We start from the raw sequence: 15,749 nt of genomic DNA, 5'->3' as shown, positions 1-15,749 counted from the left end.
CGGTCCTACGGTGTGCAGGGCGCCCGGGTTCTCCGGGCGCCCTTCGTCGTCTGCGGAGAGGATCGCCGGCGGCGTGGGAGAGGGACTCCCGGCGGTGCGGCCGGAGCTCAGCGGCGTCGGGTGAGGGCCATCGTCGTGTGGGCCGCCGCCACCACCGCCGCGTCGACGAAGGTGCCGTCGGGCAGGGCCTGGGCGCCCTCCTGCTCCGCCGCCGCCTTGAGGACGCGCTCCGCCTGCTCGATCTCCCGCTGCGTCGGCAGGTAGGCGCGCTCGATGACCGGGAGCTGGCGGGGGTGGATCGCGGCGCGGCCCAGGAAGCCGAGGGCGCGGCCGTGGGCGCAGGTGGTGGCCAGGCCGTCGAGGTCGCGGGTGTCGGGGTGGACGGACTGGGCGGGGGCCGGGAGGCCGGCCGCGCGGGCGGCGAGGATCACGCGGGAGCGCGACCAGTCGAGGCCGCGGTCCTCGCGTACGCCCAGGTCGGCCCGTAGGTCGGTCTCGCCCAGGGCGATGCCGCGCAGGGCGGGGTGGGCGGTGGCGATGGTGTGGGCGCACTCCACGGCGAGGGCCGACTCCAGGAGGGCGTACAGCGGGGGTGCGCTGCCGGTCGCGAGCGTCGTGTGGCCGGCGACATGGACGATCTGCTCGCGCGAGGTGACCTTGGGCAGGCGCAGGCCGGAGAGGCCCGGCAGACCGGCCAGGGCCTTGAGGTCGGCCTCGGCCGCCGGGCTGTCCAGGGCGTTGACGCGGACATGGACGGGGACGGGCTGGGGTTCGGCGAGGCGTTCGGCGGTGGCCGTGCGGGCGTAGTCCTTGCGGTCCGGGGCGACCGCGTCCTCCAGGTCGATCACGACCACGTCGGCGCCCGCGGAGAGGGCCTTGGTCACGGTCACCGGCCGGTCGCCGGGGACGTACAGCCAGGTCAGCGGGATCACAGGGCGCCCTCCTCGTGCAGGGCCGCGAGCTCGGTGGCGGTGAGGCCGAGTTCGGTGAGGACGGCCTCGGTGTCGGCGCCGTGCGGGCGGCCGGCCCAGCGGATCGCGCCGGGGGTCGCGGACAGGCGGAAGAGGACGTTCTGCATGCGCAGGGGCCCCAGTTCGGGGTCGTCGACGGTGGTGATGGTGTCGAGGGCCGCGTACTGGGGGTCGGTCATCACATCCCGTACGTCCTGGATCGGGGCGACGGCCGCCTCCGCCTTCTCGAATGCCTGGAGCACCTCGGTGCGGGTGCGCTCGGCGATCCAGCCGCCGACGGCCTCGTCGAGGACATCGGCGTGCCGGGCGCGGTCGGCGCCGCAGGCGAACCAGGGTTCGTCGATCAGCTCCGGACGGCCGACCAGGCGCATCACGCGCTCGGCGATCGACTGGGCGGAGGTGGAGACGGCGACCCAACCGCCGTCGGCGGTGCGGTAGGTGTTGCGCGGGGCGTTGTTCGCGGAGCGGTTGCCGGTGCGCTCCTGGACGTAGCCGAGCTGGTCGTACCAGGTGGGCTGGGGGCCCAGCACGGCGAGGATCGGCTCGATGAGGGCCATGTCCACGACCTGGCCCTCGCCCGTGCGGTCGCGGGCGGCGAGGGCCGTCATGACCGCGTAGGCCGTGGCCAGGCCCGCGATGGAGTCCGCCAGGCCGAACGGGGGGAGGGTCGGGGGCGCGTCCGGTTCGCCGGTGATCGCGGCGAAGCCGCTCATCGCCTCGGCGAGGGTGCCGAAGCCGGGGCGGCGCGAGGAGGGGCCGAACTGGCCGAAGGCGGTGACGCGGGTGAGGATCAGCCGGGGGTTGACGGCGGACAGCTCCTCCCAGCCCAGGTCCCACTTCTCCAGGGTGCCGGGGCGGAAGTTCTCGATGACGACGTCCGCGGTCGCGGCCAGCTTCAGCAGCGTGGACCGGCCGCCGGGCCTGGACAGGTCCAGGGTGATGGTCCGCTTGTTGCGGCCCAGCACCTTCCACCACAGGCCCACGCCGTCCTTGGCGGGGCCGTGGCCGCGGGACGGGTCGGGTTTCGTGGGGTGCTCGACCTTGACGACCTCCGCACCGAAGTCCCCGAGCAGGGTGGCGGCGAGGGGACCGGCGAAGAGGGTGGCGAGGTCGAGGACGCGCAGGCCGCAGAGGGGCGCGGTGTTCGGGGGCCGGGTCTGGTCCGGCTCGGTCACTGCGCATCCGCGTCCGCCGCCCGGCACGGTCACCTCCGGCCGGGTCCGGTCCGGCTCGGTCGGTTCCGGCGCGGCCTTGTGCGGCTCGGTCGATTCCGGCGCGGTGTTGTCCGGCGCGGTCATGACGTGAACTGCGCGTCGATCTCGGAGCGGTACGGCATCGACGTCGTCGCGCCCGCCCGCTGCACCGACAGTGCCGCCGCCCCGGCCGCCCAGCGCAGCGCATCCGGCATGGGGCGGCCCTCGCCGAGGGCGACCGCGAGGGTGCCGACGAAGGTGTCGCCGGCGCCGGTGGAGTCGACGGCGGTGACCTGCGGGGCGGGCACGGTCACCGGGTCGGCGCCGCGGGCCGCGTACAGGCAGCCCGCCGAGCCGAGGGTGACGACGACCTCGGGGACCTGTTCCAGCAGGGCGAGGGCGGCCGAGCGGGCGTCGGTGCGGCCGGTGAGGGTGGCCGCCTCGTGCTCGTTGGGCACCAGCAGGTCGACGGCGGAGAGGAGTTCGGCGGGCAGCGGCTGGGCCGGGGCCGGGGTGAGGACGGTGCGGACACCGTGGGCGCGGGCGGCGCGGGCGCCCGCGAGGACGCCGGGCAGCGGGATCTCCAGCTGGAGCAGCAGCGCGTCGGCGTTGGCGATCAGGCCCTCGTCGCCGGGGGAGAGGTGGTCGACGGTGCCGTTGGCGCCGGGGATCACCACGATGGCGTTGCCGCCCTCGTCGTCGACCACGATGTGGGCGGTGCCGGAGGGGCCCTCGACCGTGCGCAGGCTGTCGGTCTCGACGCCGGAGTGCTCCAGGGTGGAGCGCAGCTTCGCGCCGAAGGAGTCGTTGCCGACGGCGCCGATCATCGAGACGGTGGCGCCCGCGTGGGCGGCGGCGATGGCCTGGTTGGCGCCCTTGCCGCCGGGGATCGTGCGGAACTCCCGGCCGGTCACGGTCTCCCCGCGCTGCGGGGCCTTCTCGACGTACGCGACGAGGTCCATGTTCGTGCTGCCGAGGACGGCGATGTGCGTCATGGGCGGGATGCCTCCAGGTGGGTGAGGTGGGCGAGGGTGTCGAAGCCGGTGCCGTCGAAGTCGGCGACCGAGGTGGCCAGCCGGTTCTTCAGGGGTGCCGTCCAGTGGGGCGGCAGGGCGGCGGGGGAGCCGGCCAGGAGGGCGGCGACGCTGCCGGCCGTGGCGCCGACCGAGTCGGTGTCCCAGCCGCCGGAGACGGCTCGGGTGATCGAGCCGGTGAAGTCGCCGTCGGCGTGGGTGAGGGCGGCGGCGAGCAGGGCGGTGTTGGGGATCGCGTGGACCCAGTGGGTGCCGTGGTGGTGTGCGTGGAGTGCGTCCACGACCTCGTCGAAGTCCCTGGTGTGCCGGGCCAGTTCGACGGCGTGGGTGAGGGCGCTCGCGAGGCGGGAGCGGGGCGGTACGACGGTCAGGCCGGTACGCAGACAGGTGTGCACGTCGTGTCTGCCGGTGGCCGCCGTCGCGATGACGGCCGCCGTGAACATCGCCGCGTAGACGCCGTTCGCGGTGTGGGTGAGGGTCGCGTCGCGGTGGGCCTGCTCGGCGGCGGCCGCGGGGGCGCCCGGGTTCGTCCAGCCGTGGACGTCGGCGCGGATCAGCGCGCCGATCCATTCCCGGAAGGGGTTGCGGTGGCGGGCGGTGTGCGGGGGCTCGATGCCGGTGAGGAGGTTGCGGTAGGCGACGCGCTCGGCGGTGAAGGTGCGGCCGGCCGGGAGTTCGTCGAGCCACAGGCGTGCCACGTCGGTGGTGGTGAAGTCTCTGCCGTGGCGCTGGAGGAGGAGGACGCCCAGCAGGGGGTAGTTCAGGTCGTCGTCCTCGGGCATGCCGTCGATGTTCTCGGCGAGGGAGGTGGCGGCCGAGCGGCGGTTCCAGGGGTGCTCGGCGAGGAGGGCCTCGGGGACGCCTCGGGCGGTGAAGTAGGCGGTCAGGGGCCAGTTGCCGGTGGACCGGGCGAGTCGGCGGATGGCGTGGAGGGGGAGCTTCTCGACGGGTTTGCCGAGGAGGCAGCCCACGGCCCGGCCCAGCCAGGCGGCGTGGAGGGCGGAGGCGGAGGGCGACGGGGTGCGGTCGTCCGTCGGCCAGTCGGGGCACAGGGCCTTGATGCCCGCCAGGTCCGTGGGCTCCTGGTCCGCCGACCTGCTCGGCAGGTCGGCCAGTTCGTCCAGAAGGTCCTCGGCCAGGGTGCGGAGGTAGCGGGAGGCGGGGCGCTGCGAGGCGCCCGCCCGCTCCGGGGCCTCGCTGCCGCCGGCCGCCTTCCAGCGGGCCGCGATCGCCTTGGGTTCGCGTCCGTCCTGGCGGGCCTGGGCCAGTTCGTGGGCGATCAGGTCCTCGGGCTGGACCCAGGTCAGGCGGAGCATGGGGTGCCTCCCAGTGCGGCGAAGGCCCGTGCGTGGGCCCGGTGGCGGCTCACGTCCTTGTCGAAGATCTCACGGGTGACCTCGGTGAGGACGGCGGCCGGGGCCCACAGGTCCAGACGGCTGGCCTCGGCGACCGTCTTGGACCAGTCCTCGGGGACGGGCGAGCCGAGGGCGCCGGCGAGGGCGCCGGCCATGGTGGCGATGGAGTCGCAGTCGCGGCCGTAGTTGACCGAGCCGAGGACGGCGTGGCGGTAGTCGCCCCCGCCGATGAGCAACATGCCGAGCGCGACGGGGAGTTCCTCGATCGCGTGCAGGCGGGAGGGGCGGCGGGCGCCGAGGGAGGGGGCGCGGTAGTCGGGGCCGACCGTGTCGTACGGGGTGATCGCCTCGCGGAGCGGGGTGAGCGCCGACTCGAAGTCCCGGTGGCGGACGGCCGTTTCGCAGACCTTCTCGATCGCCGTCCGCGTGCCGTCCTTCGCCAGGGACAGGCAGGTCTCCACGACCGACTCCGGGGTGGCGCCGGGTGCGCAGGCCGCGGCGACCGCCGCCGCGAACACGCCGGCCGCCTCACGGCCGTACGACGACTGGTGCGCACCGGCGACGTCCAGCGCCTCGGCGTACGCGGCGCGCGGGTTGGCCGCGTTGACCAGGCCGACCGGGGCCATGTACATCGCCGCGCCGCAGTTGACGATGTTGCCGACGCCGGCCTCGCGGGGGTCGGCATGGCCGTAGTGGATCCGGGTGACCAGCCACTTCTCGGCGAGGAAGATCCGCTGGAGGGGCAGGGCCTCGGTCTCCAGTTCCGGGATCCAGCGCGGGGTGGTGATCAGGTCCGGGACGAGGTGGTCGGCGACGGCGTACGCGTCGAGGTGGTCGCGGACGCGGGCGTAGACCCTGATCAGGGCGTGGGTCATCAAGGTGTCGTCGGTGACGTGCCCGTCGCCCTTGTGGTACGGCGCGAGGGGGCGGGCCGTGCGCCAGTCGGCGCCGTGCCAGGGGCCGACGATGCCGTGGACGCGGCCGCCGTGACGTTCGGCGATCTGCTCGGGGGAGTAGCCCTCGACGGGGCCGCCGAGGGCGTCGCCGACAGCCGCGCCGACGAGGGCGGCGGTGATGCGTTCGTCCAGGGTGGGGGAGTCGGGGGATCCGGGGGACCTGGGTGATTCGAGGGATCTGGGGGATCCGGCAGGGGATGCGGTGGGGGCCTGGGTGTGGCTTCGGGGGTGACTTGGGGTGTGGCTTCGGGGGTGGGCTTCTTCTCCTTTGGGCGTCATGCCCCGAATCATCCTCCTGGTGGGGCCGGTTGTGCGGCTTCCAGGAGTTCGGCGAGTTCCACCAGGTCGGTTCCGGTGAGGCGGGGGAGGACGCAGCCGGGCAGGGTGCGGCAGGCGTCGCGCCAGGACGCGGGGACGGCGTCGCCCCCGCCGAGGGCGCCGGTCAGCGCGCCGACGAGGGCCGGGGCGGAGTCCGCGACGCGGGAGAGGCAGGCCGCGGCGGGGACGGCCTCGGCGATACGGCCGTGGGCGGCGACGGCCAGGGCGAGGGTGACGGGGACGGTTTCGGCGGCGGCGATGCCGTAGCTGTAGACGTGGTCGACGATCTGGTGCTCCAGGAGGGGGACCAGGGCGAAGGCGCTGTCGGTGTGCCGGGCGAGGGTGAGGGCGTGGAGGGCGTTGCGGCGGATCTCGGTGCCGTCGGGGAGCTGGGCGAGGGCGGCCTCGGTGCAGTCGGTGACGTCGTGTCCGGTCAGGGCGAGGGAGAGGGCGGCGGCCATCGCGCGGGCGCCGTGGACGCCGTCGCCGTCCTGGGTGTAGCGGGCGTCGAACTCGGCGAGGCCGGCGGCGCGTTCGGGATCGCCGGGGTGGGCGAGGGCGAGGACGCAGGCGCGGACGCAGGCGGCGTCGTCGAAGTAGTGGGGGTTGTCGTGGCCGGTGGCGGGCGGGCGCAGGCCGTTGGCCAGGTTGCCGAGGCCGGCGCGGACGGAGATGCGGGCGCGCAGCGGGAGGACGGCGGACTCGATCTCGGGGGCGCGGTCCGCTGCCGCGGCCACCTCGCTGGCGAGGGCGTTCCAGGTGAGGTCGATGGCGGCTCTGGTACGGCGGTCCCGGCTGAGGTCGCCGAGGGCGGTGTCGTCGCCTGCGCGCAGCAGGGCCTCGGCGGCGAAGACCGCCCATTCGGCGTCGTCGGAGGGGCCGAGGCGGAGGGGTTCGGGGGGTTGGTTGAGGGCGATGGGGACGGGGAGGGTGGTGGTCGCGTTCTGTTCGGCGAAGGTGTCCAGTTCGCGGGTGAGGCGGCGGGTCCAGTCGGGCATGCGGGCGGCTCGGTGGCGGGCGGCGGGCCAGCCGGCGGCGTCGCCCGCGGCCAGGCCGAGGAGGAGACCGGCGGTTCTTCCGGGGGTCTGTCTCCCGCCCGTACGGCCCGTGCGGGGCTCGTCGTCGGGTGCGGGTGGCTCCTGGGGCGGGTTCTCGCCGTCGGCGGCCTCGGGTCCGTGGTGGTGCTCGGGGGGCTTGCCCGTGTCGTGCTCGGGGGGCCTGCCCGTGCCGCTTGCGTCGTCGGGTTCGGGCGGGCACTGCACCGGGCTCTCGCCGTCGGGTCCGGGTGGGCACTGTGGCGGGTTCTCGCCGTCGGCCGCCTCGGGGGCCTGGGTGGTGGTGGTCGTCGGGAGGGCGTCCCAGGGGTGGGGGGTCATGCCGGGGTTCCTCCCTCGTTCTCGGCCGCCAGAGTGAAGGCGGCCGGGTCGGGTGGGGTGCCGGTGAGCGGGGTTTGCGCGGCCGTGTCGTCGTTCGGGGTCAGGAGGTCCGCGACCTCCAGGACGTGGTGGCCGACCATCGAGGGCAGGCAGCTGCCTCTGGCGGGGCCGATGGCCGCCGCCCAGTCCGGTGGGATCGCGCTCGCGCCCCGGGTCGCGCCGGCGAGGGCGCCGGCCACCGCGGCCGTGGTGTCGGCGTCCCGGCCCATGTTCACCGCGGTGAGCACCGACTCGGGGAAGTCCCCGTCGGCCGCCGCGTACGCGCCGAAGGCGAGGGCCACGGCCTCGGGGGCGAGGTCGGTCCAGGGGTAGCCGCCGATGACGACGGCCGAGCGGACCGCCCGTTCGCCGTGATGGGCGACGGCCACGGCCCGCCGCAGCGAGCGGGCCGTCCAGGAGTCCTCCGGGACCACCGCCAGGGCCGAGGCGACCACCGCGACGGTCGGGGCGCCCGCCATCGCCGCCGCCACGCCCGCGGCGACCGCCTGGCCGCCGTAGATGCCCTCGCCGTCATGGCTGACGCAGCCGTCGATCGCCACCAGCCGGGCCGCCTCCGCCGGGCGGCCGGCCGCGAACACGCCGAACGGGGCCGCACGCATCGCCAGGCCGTCGCTCCAGGCGTGGCGGTGCTGGGCGGAGATGGGGGCGGCGAGCCCCCGGCGCAGGTTCTCCAGGGTGCCGCGCTCGCTGAAGCCCGCGCCCCGGAAGGGGCCCTCGGCGCGGTCGGCGATCCACTCGTGCCAGGCCGCCTCCACATGCGCCGGGGTGAGGGCCGAGCCGTGCCGGGCCAGCAGCAGCCCCGAGAAGATCGCGTACTCCGTGTCGTCCGTGCCGCAGGGGGTGTCGCTGACGTAGCCGGTGATACGGCCCCAGCGGGCCCGGATCTCCGACGGCTTCAGGTTCTCGGCCGGGGCCCCGAGCGCGTCCCCGACGGCCAGGCCGAGGAGGGCGCCGCGGGCCCGCTCGCGCAGGGCGGCGGCGGACGCCGGGACCGAGGGGCTGCGGGCGAGGGATGCCATACGCGGCCTCCGTTGCTGAGGGGGTCCGCGTGGCGGCGGACCCTTTGCGGATGTGTCCCACCGACAGCGGTTGACCCGAGCCTCATCCGTCCCACTGTCACCCGGTCGACATATGTGTCAATAGGTGCTCGGATGAGCGTTCGACGGTAAAACCGCAGGTTAGCCCAGCCTTTCCTTGCTGGCGGAGGGGAATGCCGGGGCGTAGTCTTGGCGTTGTCGAAAAGTAGAACTCATCCAAAGTTAGCTTTGGCTAAGCTCAATGGGGGATGCCGGAATGGCCATCATCGAGACCGAGGCGGTGCTGCACGAGGCGCACCGGGACAACCACACGCACCGCGATGTGAACGGCGGCTGGCTGCGCCCCGCCGTCTTCGGTGCGATGGACGGTCTGGTCTCCAACCTGGCGCTGATGACCGGTGTGGCCGGAGGGTCCGTGAGCCAGCAGACCGTGGTGCTCACCGGGCTCGCCGGTCTCGCGGCCGGCGCCTTCTCCATGGCCGCGGGCGAGTACACCTCCGTCGCCTCCCAGCGGGAGCTGGTCGAGGCCGAGCTGGACGTCGAGCGGCGGGAGCTGAGGAAGCATCCCAAGGGCGAGGAGGCCGAGCTGGCCGCGCTGTACGTGTCCCGCGGCGTGGAGCCGGAGCTGGCCCGGCAGGTCGCCCGGCAGCTGTCGCAGGACCCCGAGCGGGCCCTGGAGATACACGCCCGCGAGGAGCTGGGCATCGACCCGAGCGACCTGCCGTCCCCAATGGTCGCGGCGGTGTCGAGCTTCGGCTCCTTCGCGCTGGGCGCCCTGCTCCCCGTACTGCCGTATCTGCTCGGGGCGACCGCGCTGTGGCCCGCCGTGCTGCTGGCGCTGCTCGGTCTGTTCCTGTGCGGTGCCGTGGTCGCCAAGGTGACCGCGCGCAGCTGGTGGTTCAGCGGGCTCCGGCAGCTCGCGCTCGGCGGTGCGGCGGCCGGTGTGACGTACGCCCTGGGCAACCTGTTCGGAATCGCCGTAGGATGACGCGGCTGGAACTTATGCGTTGGGCCGCATAAGTAGCCGTTACCCGCTGGTTTCGACCGCATGACCACGGGGCATGAGCCGTAAGCGCTGTGGGCAATGAGGCCTGCGGCGCACTCGCGGGACGGGCGAAGAAGCCCCTCCCGCCCCCCAGGACCGAGGAACATCGATCTGTTCCCGTCGGTCCCCACATACGTCGACCGCCAAGCGCGGCACCTGCGCCGATACCCGCGGCGTCCGCATGTTGGAACGGACTATCCCGGTTCCCGAGAACCGCTCCATCATGTAACCTGCACGAAATTTTGCACTCCACGCAGAGGGCCAACGTCGTCCCTCGGCACACGCACATGCCACAGACGACGACGGGAGAGCCGATGCGTACGCCGCGCCAGCCGTCCCAGCATTCCGCGAATGGCCAGAACTGGTCCTTCATGGATGCTCGCCCTGCTGCGCAGGGTATGTACGACCCCCGCAACGAACACGACGCGTGCGGCGTCGGTTTCGTCGCCACCCTCACCGGCGAGGCGTCCCACACCCTGGTCGAGCAGGCTCTGACCGTTCTGCGCAACCTGGAGCACCGCGGTGCCACCGGCTCCGAGCCCGACTCGGGCGACGGCGCGGGCATCCTGTCGCAGGTGCCGGACGCCTTCTTCCGTGAGGTGGCCGGATTCGAGCTGCCCGAGGCCGGCGCCTACGCGGCCGGTATCGCCTTCCTGCCCGAGGAGGGCACGGAGGACGCCGTCGCGCGCATCGAGACGATCGCGGCCGAGGAGGGCCTGACCGTCCTCGGCTGGCGTGAGGTTCCGGTCGCCCCGGAGCTGCTCGGCGCCACCGCCCGTTCGACGATGCCTGTCTTCCAGCAGATCTTCGTCGCCGACGGTTCGTCCGCGGGCATCGCCCTCGACCGCAAGGCGTTCGTGCTGCGCAAGCGCGCCGAGCGCGAGGTCGGCGTCTACTTCCCGTCGCTGTCCGCCCGGACGATCGTCTACAAGGGCATGCTGACGACCGGTCAGCTGGAGCCGTTCTTCCCGGACCTGTCCGACCGCCGCTTCGCCTCCGCGATCGCGCTCGTGCACTCCCGGTTCTCCACGAACACCTTCCCGTCGTGGCCGCTGGCGCACCCGTACCGCTTCGTCGCGCACAACGGTGAGATCAACACCGTCAAGGGCAACCGCAACTGGATGGTCGCCCGTGAGTCGCAGCTGGCCTCCGACCTGTTCGGCGGCGAGAAGCTGGAGCGGATCTTCCCGATCTGCACGCCCGACGCCTCCGACTCCGCCTCCTTCGACGAGGTCCTGGAGCTGCTGCACCTCGGCGGCCGTTCGCTGCCGCACTCCGTGCTGATGATGATCCCGGAGGCGTGGGAGAACCACGACTCCATGGACCCGGCCCGGCGCGCCTTCTACCAGTTCCACTCCACGATGATGGAGCCCTGGGACGGCCCCGCCTGTGTCACCTTCACCGACGGCACCCAGGTCGGCGCCGTGCTCGACCGCAACGGCCTGCGCCCCGGCCGCTACTGGGTCACCGACGACGGCCTCGTCGTCCTCGGCTCCGAGGTCGGCGTCCTCGACATCGACCCCGCGAAGGTGGTCCGCAAGGGCCGCCTGCAGCCCGGCAAGATGTTCCTCGTCGACACCGCCGAGCACCGCATCATCGAGGACGACGAGATCAAGGCGCAGCTCGCGGCCGAAGCCCCCTACGCGGAGTGGCTGGAGACCGGCGAGATCGAGCTGTCCGACCTGCCCGAGCGCGAGCACATCGTGCACACCCACGCCTCGGTCACCCGCCGCCAGCAGACCTTCGGTTACACCGAGGAGGAGCTGCGCGTCATCCTCGCCCCGATGGCCCGCACCGGCGCCGAGCCGATCGGCTCCATGGGCACGGACTCGCCGATCGCGGCCCTGTCCGAGCGCCCGCGGCTGCTCTTCGACTACTTCACCCAGCTCTTCGCCCAGGTCACCAACCCGCCGCTGGACGCGATCCGCGAGGAACTGGTCACCTCCCTGCGCTCGTCGCTGGGCCCCCAGGGCAATCTGCTGGAGCCGAGCGCCGCGTCCTGCCGCTCCGTCGTGCTGCCCTTCCCGGTCATCGACAACGACGAGCTGGCCAAGCTCATCCACATCAACGCCGACGGCGACATGCCCGGCTTCAAGGCCGCGACCCTCTCCGGCCTGTACCGGGTGCACGGCGGCGGCGAGGCGCTGGCCGCCCGCATCGAGGAGATCTGCGCCGAGGCCGACGCGGCCATCGAGAACGGCGCCCGTCTCATCGTCCTGTCGGACCGCCACTCCGACGCCGAGCACGCGCCGATCCCGTCGCTGCTGCTCACCGCGGCCGTCCACCACCACCTCATCCGCACCAAGCAGCGCACCCACGTGGGCCTGCTGGTCGAGGCCGGTGACGTCCGCGAGGTCCACCACGTCGCCCTGCTCATCGGCTACGGCGCCGCCGCCGTCAACCCGTACCTGGCGATGGAGTCGGTCGAGGACCTGCTGCGCGCCGGCACCTTCATCCAGGGCATCGAGCCCGAGAAGGCCATCAAGAACCTGATCTACGCCCTCGGCAAGGGCGTCCTGAAGGTCATGTCCAAGATGGGCATCTCCACCGTCGCCTCCTACCGCGGCGCCCAGGTCTTCGAGGCCGTCGGTCTCGAAGAGGCGTTCGTGGAGAAGTACTTCAACGGCACCGCCTCCAAGATCGGCGGCGTCGGCATCGACGTCATCGCCCAGGAGGTCGCCGCCCGCCACGCCAAGGCGTACCCGGCCTCCGGCATCGCCCCGGCGCACCGCGCGCTGGAGATCGGCGGCGAGTACCAGTGGCGCCGCGAGGGCGAGCCGCACCTGTTCGACCCGGAGACGGTCTTCCGCCTCCAGCACTCGACCCGCACCAAGCGCTACGACATCTTCAAGCAGTACACCGAGCGCGTGAACGAGCAGTCCGAGCGGCTGATGACGCTGCGCGGCCTGTTCGGCTTCAAGTCGGACCGCCAGCCGATCTCCATCGACGAGGTCGAGCCGGTCTCCGAGATCGTCAAGCGCTTCTCCACCGGCGCCATGTCGTACGGCTCCATCTCCAAGGAGGCGCACGAGACCCTCGCCATCGCCATGAACCAGCTGGGCGGCAAGTCCAACACCGGTGAGGGCGGCGAGGACCCGGAGCGCCTGTACGACCCGGCGCGCCGCTCGGCGATCAAGCAGGTCGCCTCCGGCCGCTTCGGCGTCACCTCGGAGTACCTGGTCAACGCCGACGACATCCAGATCAAGATGGCCCAGGGCGCCAAGCCCGGCGAGGGCGGCCAGCTGCCCGGCCACAAGGTCTACCCGTGGGTCGCCAAGACGCGTCACTCGACGCCGGGCGTGGGCCTGATCTCCCCGCCGCCGCACCACGACATCTACTCCATCGAGGACCTGGCCCAGCTGATCCACGACCTGAAGAACGCGAACCCGCAGGCGCGGATCCACGTGAAGCTGGTCTCCGAGGTCGGCGTCGGCACGGTCGCCGCGGGTGTGTCCAAGGCGCACGCGGACGTCGTGCTGATCTCCGGTCACGACGGTGGTACGGGTGCCTCCCCGCTGACCTCGCTGAAGCACGCCGGCGGTCCCTGGGAGCTCGGTCTCGCCGAGACCCAGCAGACCCTCCTGCTCAACGGCCTGCGCGACCGGATCGTGGTGCAGACCGACGGTCAGCTGAAGACCGGCCGTGACGTGATCATCGCCGCGCTGCTGGGCGCCGAGGAGTTCGGTTTCGCGACCGCGCCGCTCGTCGTCTCCGGTTGCGTCATGATGCGCGTCTGCCACCTGGACACCTGCCCGGTCGGCATCGCCACCCAGAACCCGGTGCTGCGCGACCGCTTCTCCGGCAAGGCCGAGTTCGTGGTGAACTTCTTCGAGTTCATCGCGCAGGAGGTCCGCGAGCTCCTCGCCGAGCTGGGCTTCCGCTCCATCGAGGAGGCCGTCGGCCACGCCGAGGTGCTGGACGTCGAGCGTGCGGTGGACCACTGGAAGGCGCAGGGCCTGGACCTGGAGCCGCTGTTCCACGTGCCGTCGCTGCCCGAGGGCGCGGTGCGCCACCAGCTGGTCGCCCAGGACCACGGCCTGGAGAAGGCGCTCGACAACGAGCTGATCAAGCTGGCCGCGGACGCGCTGGCCGCCGAGAGCGCGACGGACGCACAGCCGGTACGCGCCCAGGTGGCCATCCGCAACATCAACCGCACGGTCGGCACCATGCTCGGCCACGAGGTGACGAAGAAGTTCGGCGGCGCGGGCCTGCCCGACGACACCATCGACATCACCTTCACCGGTTCCGCCGGCCAGTCCTTCGGCGCCTTCGTCCCGCGCGGCATCACACTGCGCCTGGAGGGCGACGCCAACGACTACGTCGGCAAGGGCCTCTCCGGCGGCCGGATCGTCGTCCGCCCGGACCGGGGCGCCGACCACCTCGCCGAGTACTCGACGATCGCGGGCAACACGATCGCCTACGGTGCGACCGGCGGCGAGATGTTCCTGCGCGGCCGGACCGGTGAGCGGTTCTGCGTCCGCAACTCCGGTGCGCTGGTGGTCTCCGAGGGCGTGGGCGACCACGGCTGCGAGTACATGACCGGCGGCCACGCGGTGGTGCTCGGTGAGACGGGCCGCAACTTCGCGGCCGGCATGTCCGGCGGTGTCGCCTACGTCATCGACCTCGACCGGGACAACGTCAACGTCGGCAACCTCGACGCGATCGAGGCCCTGGACGACGCCGACAAGCAGTGGCTGCACGACGTGGTGCGCCGCCACGCCGAGGAGACCGGCTCCACGGTCGCCGAGAAGCTGCTCGCGGACTGGGACGCGGCCGCCGAGCGCTTCAGCAAGATCATCCCCAGCACGTACAAGGCAGTGCTCGCCGCCAAGGACGCCGCCGAGCGAGCCGGTCTCTCCGAGTCCGAGATCACCGAGAAGATGATGGAGGCGGCGATCAATGGCTGACCCGAAGGGCTTTCTGAACCACGGCCGCGAGGTCGCCAAGTCCCGCCCCGTCGAGGAGCGCGTCAAGGACTGGAACGAGGTCTACGTCCCCGGCTCGCTGCTGCCGATCATCAGCAAGCAGGCGTCCCGCTGCATGGACTGCGGCATCCCGTTCTGCCACAACGGCTGCCCGCTGGGGAACCTCATCCCCGAGTGGAACGACTACGCCTACCGCGAGGACTGGTCGGCCGCGCAGGAGCGCCTGCACGCCACCAACAACTTCCCGGAGTTCACCGGCCGCCTGTGCCCGGCGCCCTGTGAGTCGGCGTGTGTGCTCGGCATCAACCAGCCGGCCGTCACCATCAAGAACGTCGAGGTCTCGATCATCGACAAGGCGTGGGAGACCGGGGACGTCGCCCCGCAGATCCCCGAGCGCCTGTCCGGCAAGACCGTCGCCGTCGTCGGCTCCGGCCCGGCCGGTCTGGCCGCCGCCCAGCAGCTGACCCGGGCCGGCCACACCGTCGCCGTCTACGAGCGCGCGGACCGGATCGGGGGCCTCCTGCGGTACGGCATCCCCGAGTTCAAGATGGAGAAGCGGCACATCAACCGCCGTATCGAGCAGATGCGCGCGGAGGGCACCCGCTTCCGCACCGGCATCGAGATCGGCCGCGACCTCAAGGCGACCGATCTGAAGAAGCGGTACGACGCGGTCGTGCTGGCCGTCGGTGCCACCACCGCGCGTGACCTGCCGGTGCCGGGGCGCGAGCTCAAGGGCATCTACCAGGCCATGGAGTACCTGCCGCTGGCCAACAAGGTGCAGGAGGGCGACTACGTCACCTCGCCCGTCTCGGCCGAGGGCAAGCACGTCGTCGTGATCGGCGGCGGTGACACCGGCGCGGACTGCGTGGGCACCGCCCACCGCCAGGGCGCGGCCTCCGTCACCCAGCTGGAGATCATGCCGAAGCCGGGCGAGGACCGGGCGCCGCACCAGCCGTGGCCGACCTTCCCGATGCTGTACAAGGTCACGTCCGCGCACGAGGAGGGCGGTGAGCGGGTCTACTCCGTCTCCACCACCCACTTCGAGGGCGACGAGGACGGCAATGTGCAGTGGCTGCACCTGGTCGAGGTCGAGTTCGTCGACGGCAAGCTGACCCAGAAGCCGGGCACCGAGCGCAAGATCCCGGCCCAGCTGGTGACCCTCGCGATGGGCTTCACCGGGACCGACCGGGAGAACGGGCTGGTGGAGCAGTTCGCGCTGGAGCTCGACGAGCGGGGTAACATCGCTCGCGACGCCGACTTCCAGACGAACGTTCCGGGAGTGTTCGTCGCCGGTGACGCCGGCCGTGGTCAGTCCCTCATCGTGTGGGCGATCGCGGAGGGCCGCTCGGCCGCGCGTGGTGTCGACCGCTTCCTGACCGGGGCGAGTGACCTTCCGGCGCCGATCCGTCCGACGGACCGTGCGCTGACGGTCTGAACCGGCCTGTAGAGACGTCCCGTACAAAGGCGTACGGAACATTG

General features: G+C 72.6%; 10 protein-coding genes. 3 read left to right on the top strand and 7 right to left on the bottom strand.

The annotated features are described in order from the left end of the window. Window positions 1–107: 107 nt before the first annotated feature. From ACSU6M_RS08830 to ACSU6M_RS08800, 7 genes are all read right to left on the bottom strand, one after another. Window positions 108–932, bottom strand: a complete 825-nt coding sequence (locus ACSU6M_RS08830; protein ID WP_437068492.1) for an HpcH/HpaI aldolase/citrate lyase family protein — start codon at window positions 930–932, stop codon at window positions 108–110. Further along, window positions 929–2,146: a CaiB/BaiF CoA transferase family protein gene (locus ACSU6M_RS08825; protein WP_437075059.1), complete on the bottom strand. Its 1,218-nt coding sequence runs from the start codon at window positions 2,144–2,146 to the stop codon at window positions 929–931. Before ACSU6M_RS08825 ends, ACSU6M_RS08830 begins: the two co-directional genes overlap by 4 nt. 119 nt (window positions 2,147–2,265) lie before the next feature. Next, window positions 2,266–3,159 (bottom strand): ribokinase, encoded by an 894-nt coding sequence (rbsK, locus tag ACSU6M_RS08820; protein WP_437068490.1) that lies wholly within the window; start codon window positions 3,157–3,159, stop codon window positions 2,266–2,268. After that, window positions 3,156–4,514, bottom strand: coding sequence for an ADP-ribosylglycohydrolase family protein (locus tag ACSU6M_RS08815; RefSeq protein WP_437068489.1), 1,359 nt, complete (start codon window positions 4,512–4,514; stop codon window positions 3,156–3,158). Before ACSU6M_RS08815 ends, rbsK begins: the two co-directional genes overlap by 4 nt. Next, complete coding sequence (locus ACSU6M_RS08810) at window positions 4,502–5,797, bottom strand: ADP-ribosylglycohydrolase family protein (protein WP_437075058.1); 1,296 nt, start codon at window positions 5,795–5,797, stop codon at window positions 4,502–4,504. The genes ACSU6M_RS08815 and ACSU6M_RS08810 overlap by 13 nt, the downstream gene beginning before the upstream one ends. Then, window positions 5,797–7,203 carry an ADP-ribosylglycohydrolase family protein gene (locus ACSU6M_RS08805; RefSeq protein WP_437068487.1) on the bottom strand — a complete coding sequence of 469 codons (1,407 nt, stop codon included), beginning with the start codon at window positions 7,201–7,203 and terminating at the stop codon, window positions 5,797–5,799. The genes ACSU6M_RS08810 and ACSU6M_RS08805 overlap by 1 nt, the downstream gene beginning before the upstream one ends. Further along, window positions 7,200–8,282: an ADP-ribosylglycohydrolase family protein gene (locus tag ACSU6M_RS08800; protein ID WP_437068485.1), complete on the bottom strand. Its 1,083-nt coding sequence runs from the start codon at window positions 8,280–8,282 to the stop codon at window positions 7,200–7,202. Before ACSU6M_RS08800 ends, ACSU6M_RS08805 begins: the two co-directional genes overlap by 4 nt. Window positions 8,283–8,556: 274 nt before the next feature. Here ACSU6M_RS08800 and ACSU6M_RS08795 point away from each other — a divergent pair, with 274 nt between their 5' ends. From ACSU6M_RS08795 to ACSU6M_RS08785, 3 genes are all read left to right on the top strand, one after another. After that, a complete protein-coding gene (locus ACSU6M_RS08795) occupies window positions 8,557–9,288 on the top strand; it encodes a VIT1/CCC1 transporter family protein (protein WP_437068483.1) in 732 nt (243 codons plus the stop codon). A 371-nt stretch (window positions 9,289–9,659) separates the two neighbouring features. Further along, window positions 9,660–14,252: a glutamate synthase large subunit gene (gltB, locus tag ACSU6M_RS08790; RefSeq protein WP_437068481.1), complete on the top strand. Its 4,593-nt coding sequence runs from the start codon at window positions 9,660–9,662 to the stop codon at window positions 14,250–14,252. Then, complete coding sequence (locus ACSU6M_RS08785) at window positions 14,245–15,705, top strand: glutamate synthase subunit beta (RefSeq protein ID WP_437068480.1); 1,461 nt, start codon at window positions 14,245–14,247, stop codon at window positions 15,703–15,705. Before gltB ends, ACSU6M_RS08785 begins: the two co-directional genes overlap by 8 nt. Window positions 15,706–15,749 lie beyond the last annotated feature (44 nt).

It is taken from the genome of Streptomyces sp. enrichment culture, from assembly GCF_964272895.1.
GTDB lineage: Bacteria > Actinomycetota > Actinomycetes > Streptomycetales > Streptomycetaceae > Streptomyces.
The sequence above is the reverse complement of the archived record's forward strand: the minus strand, read 5'-3'. Positions and strand labels throughout refer to the sequence as shown.

Bases quoted from the DNA above. Each gene is read 5' to 3' on its own strand.
- ACSU6M_RS08785 (WP_437068480.1), top strand. From the start codon at position 14,245: ATGGCTGACCCGAAGGGCTTTCTGAACCACGGCCGCGAGGTCGCCAAG.
- gltB (WP_437068481.1), top strand. From the start codon at position 9,660: ATGCGTACGCCGCGCCAGCCGTCCCAGCATTCCGCGAATGGCCAGAAC.
- ACSU6M_RS08800 (WP_437068485.1), bottom strand. From the start codon at position 8,282: ATGGCATCCCTCGCCCGCAGCCCCTCGGTCCCGGCGTCCGCCGCCGCC.
- rbsK (WP_437068490.1), bottom strand. From the start codon at position 3,159: ATGACGCACATCGCCGTCCTCGGCAGCACGAACATGGACCTCGTCGCG.
- ACSU6M_RS08815 (WP_437068489.1), bottom strand. From the start codon at position 4,514: ATGCTCCGCCTGACCTGGGTCCAGCCCGAGGACCTGATCGCCCACGAA.
- ACSU6M_RS08805 (WP_437068487.1), bottom strand. From the start codon at position 7,203: ATGACCCCCCACCCCTGGGACGCCCTCCCGACGACCACCACCACCCAG.
- ACSU6M_RS08795 (WP_437068483.1), top strand. From the start codon at position 8,557: ATGGCCATCATCGAGACCGAGGCGGTGCTGCACGAGGCGCACCGGGAC.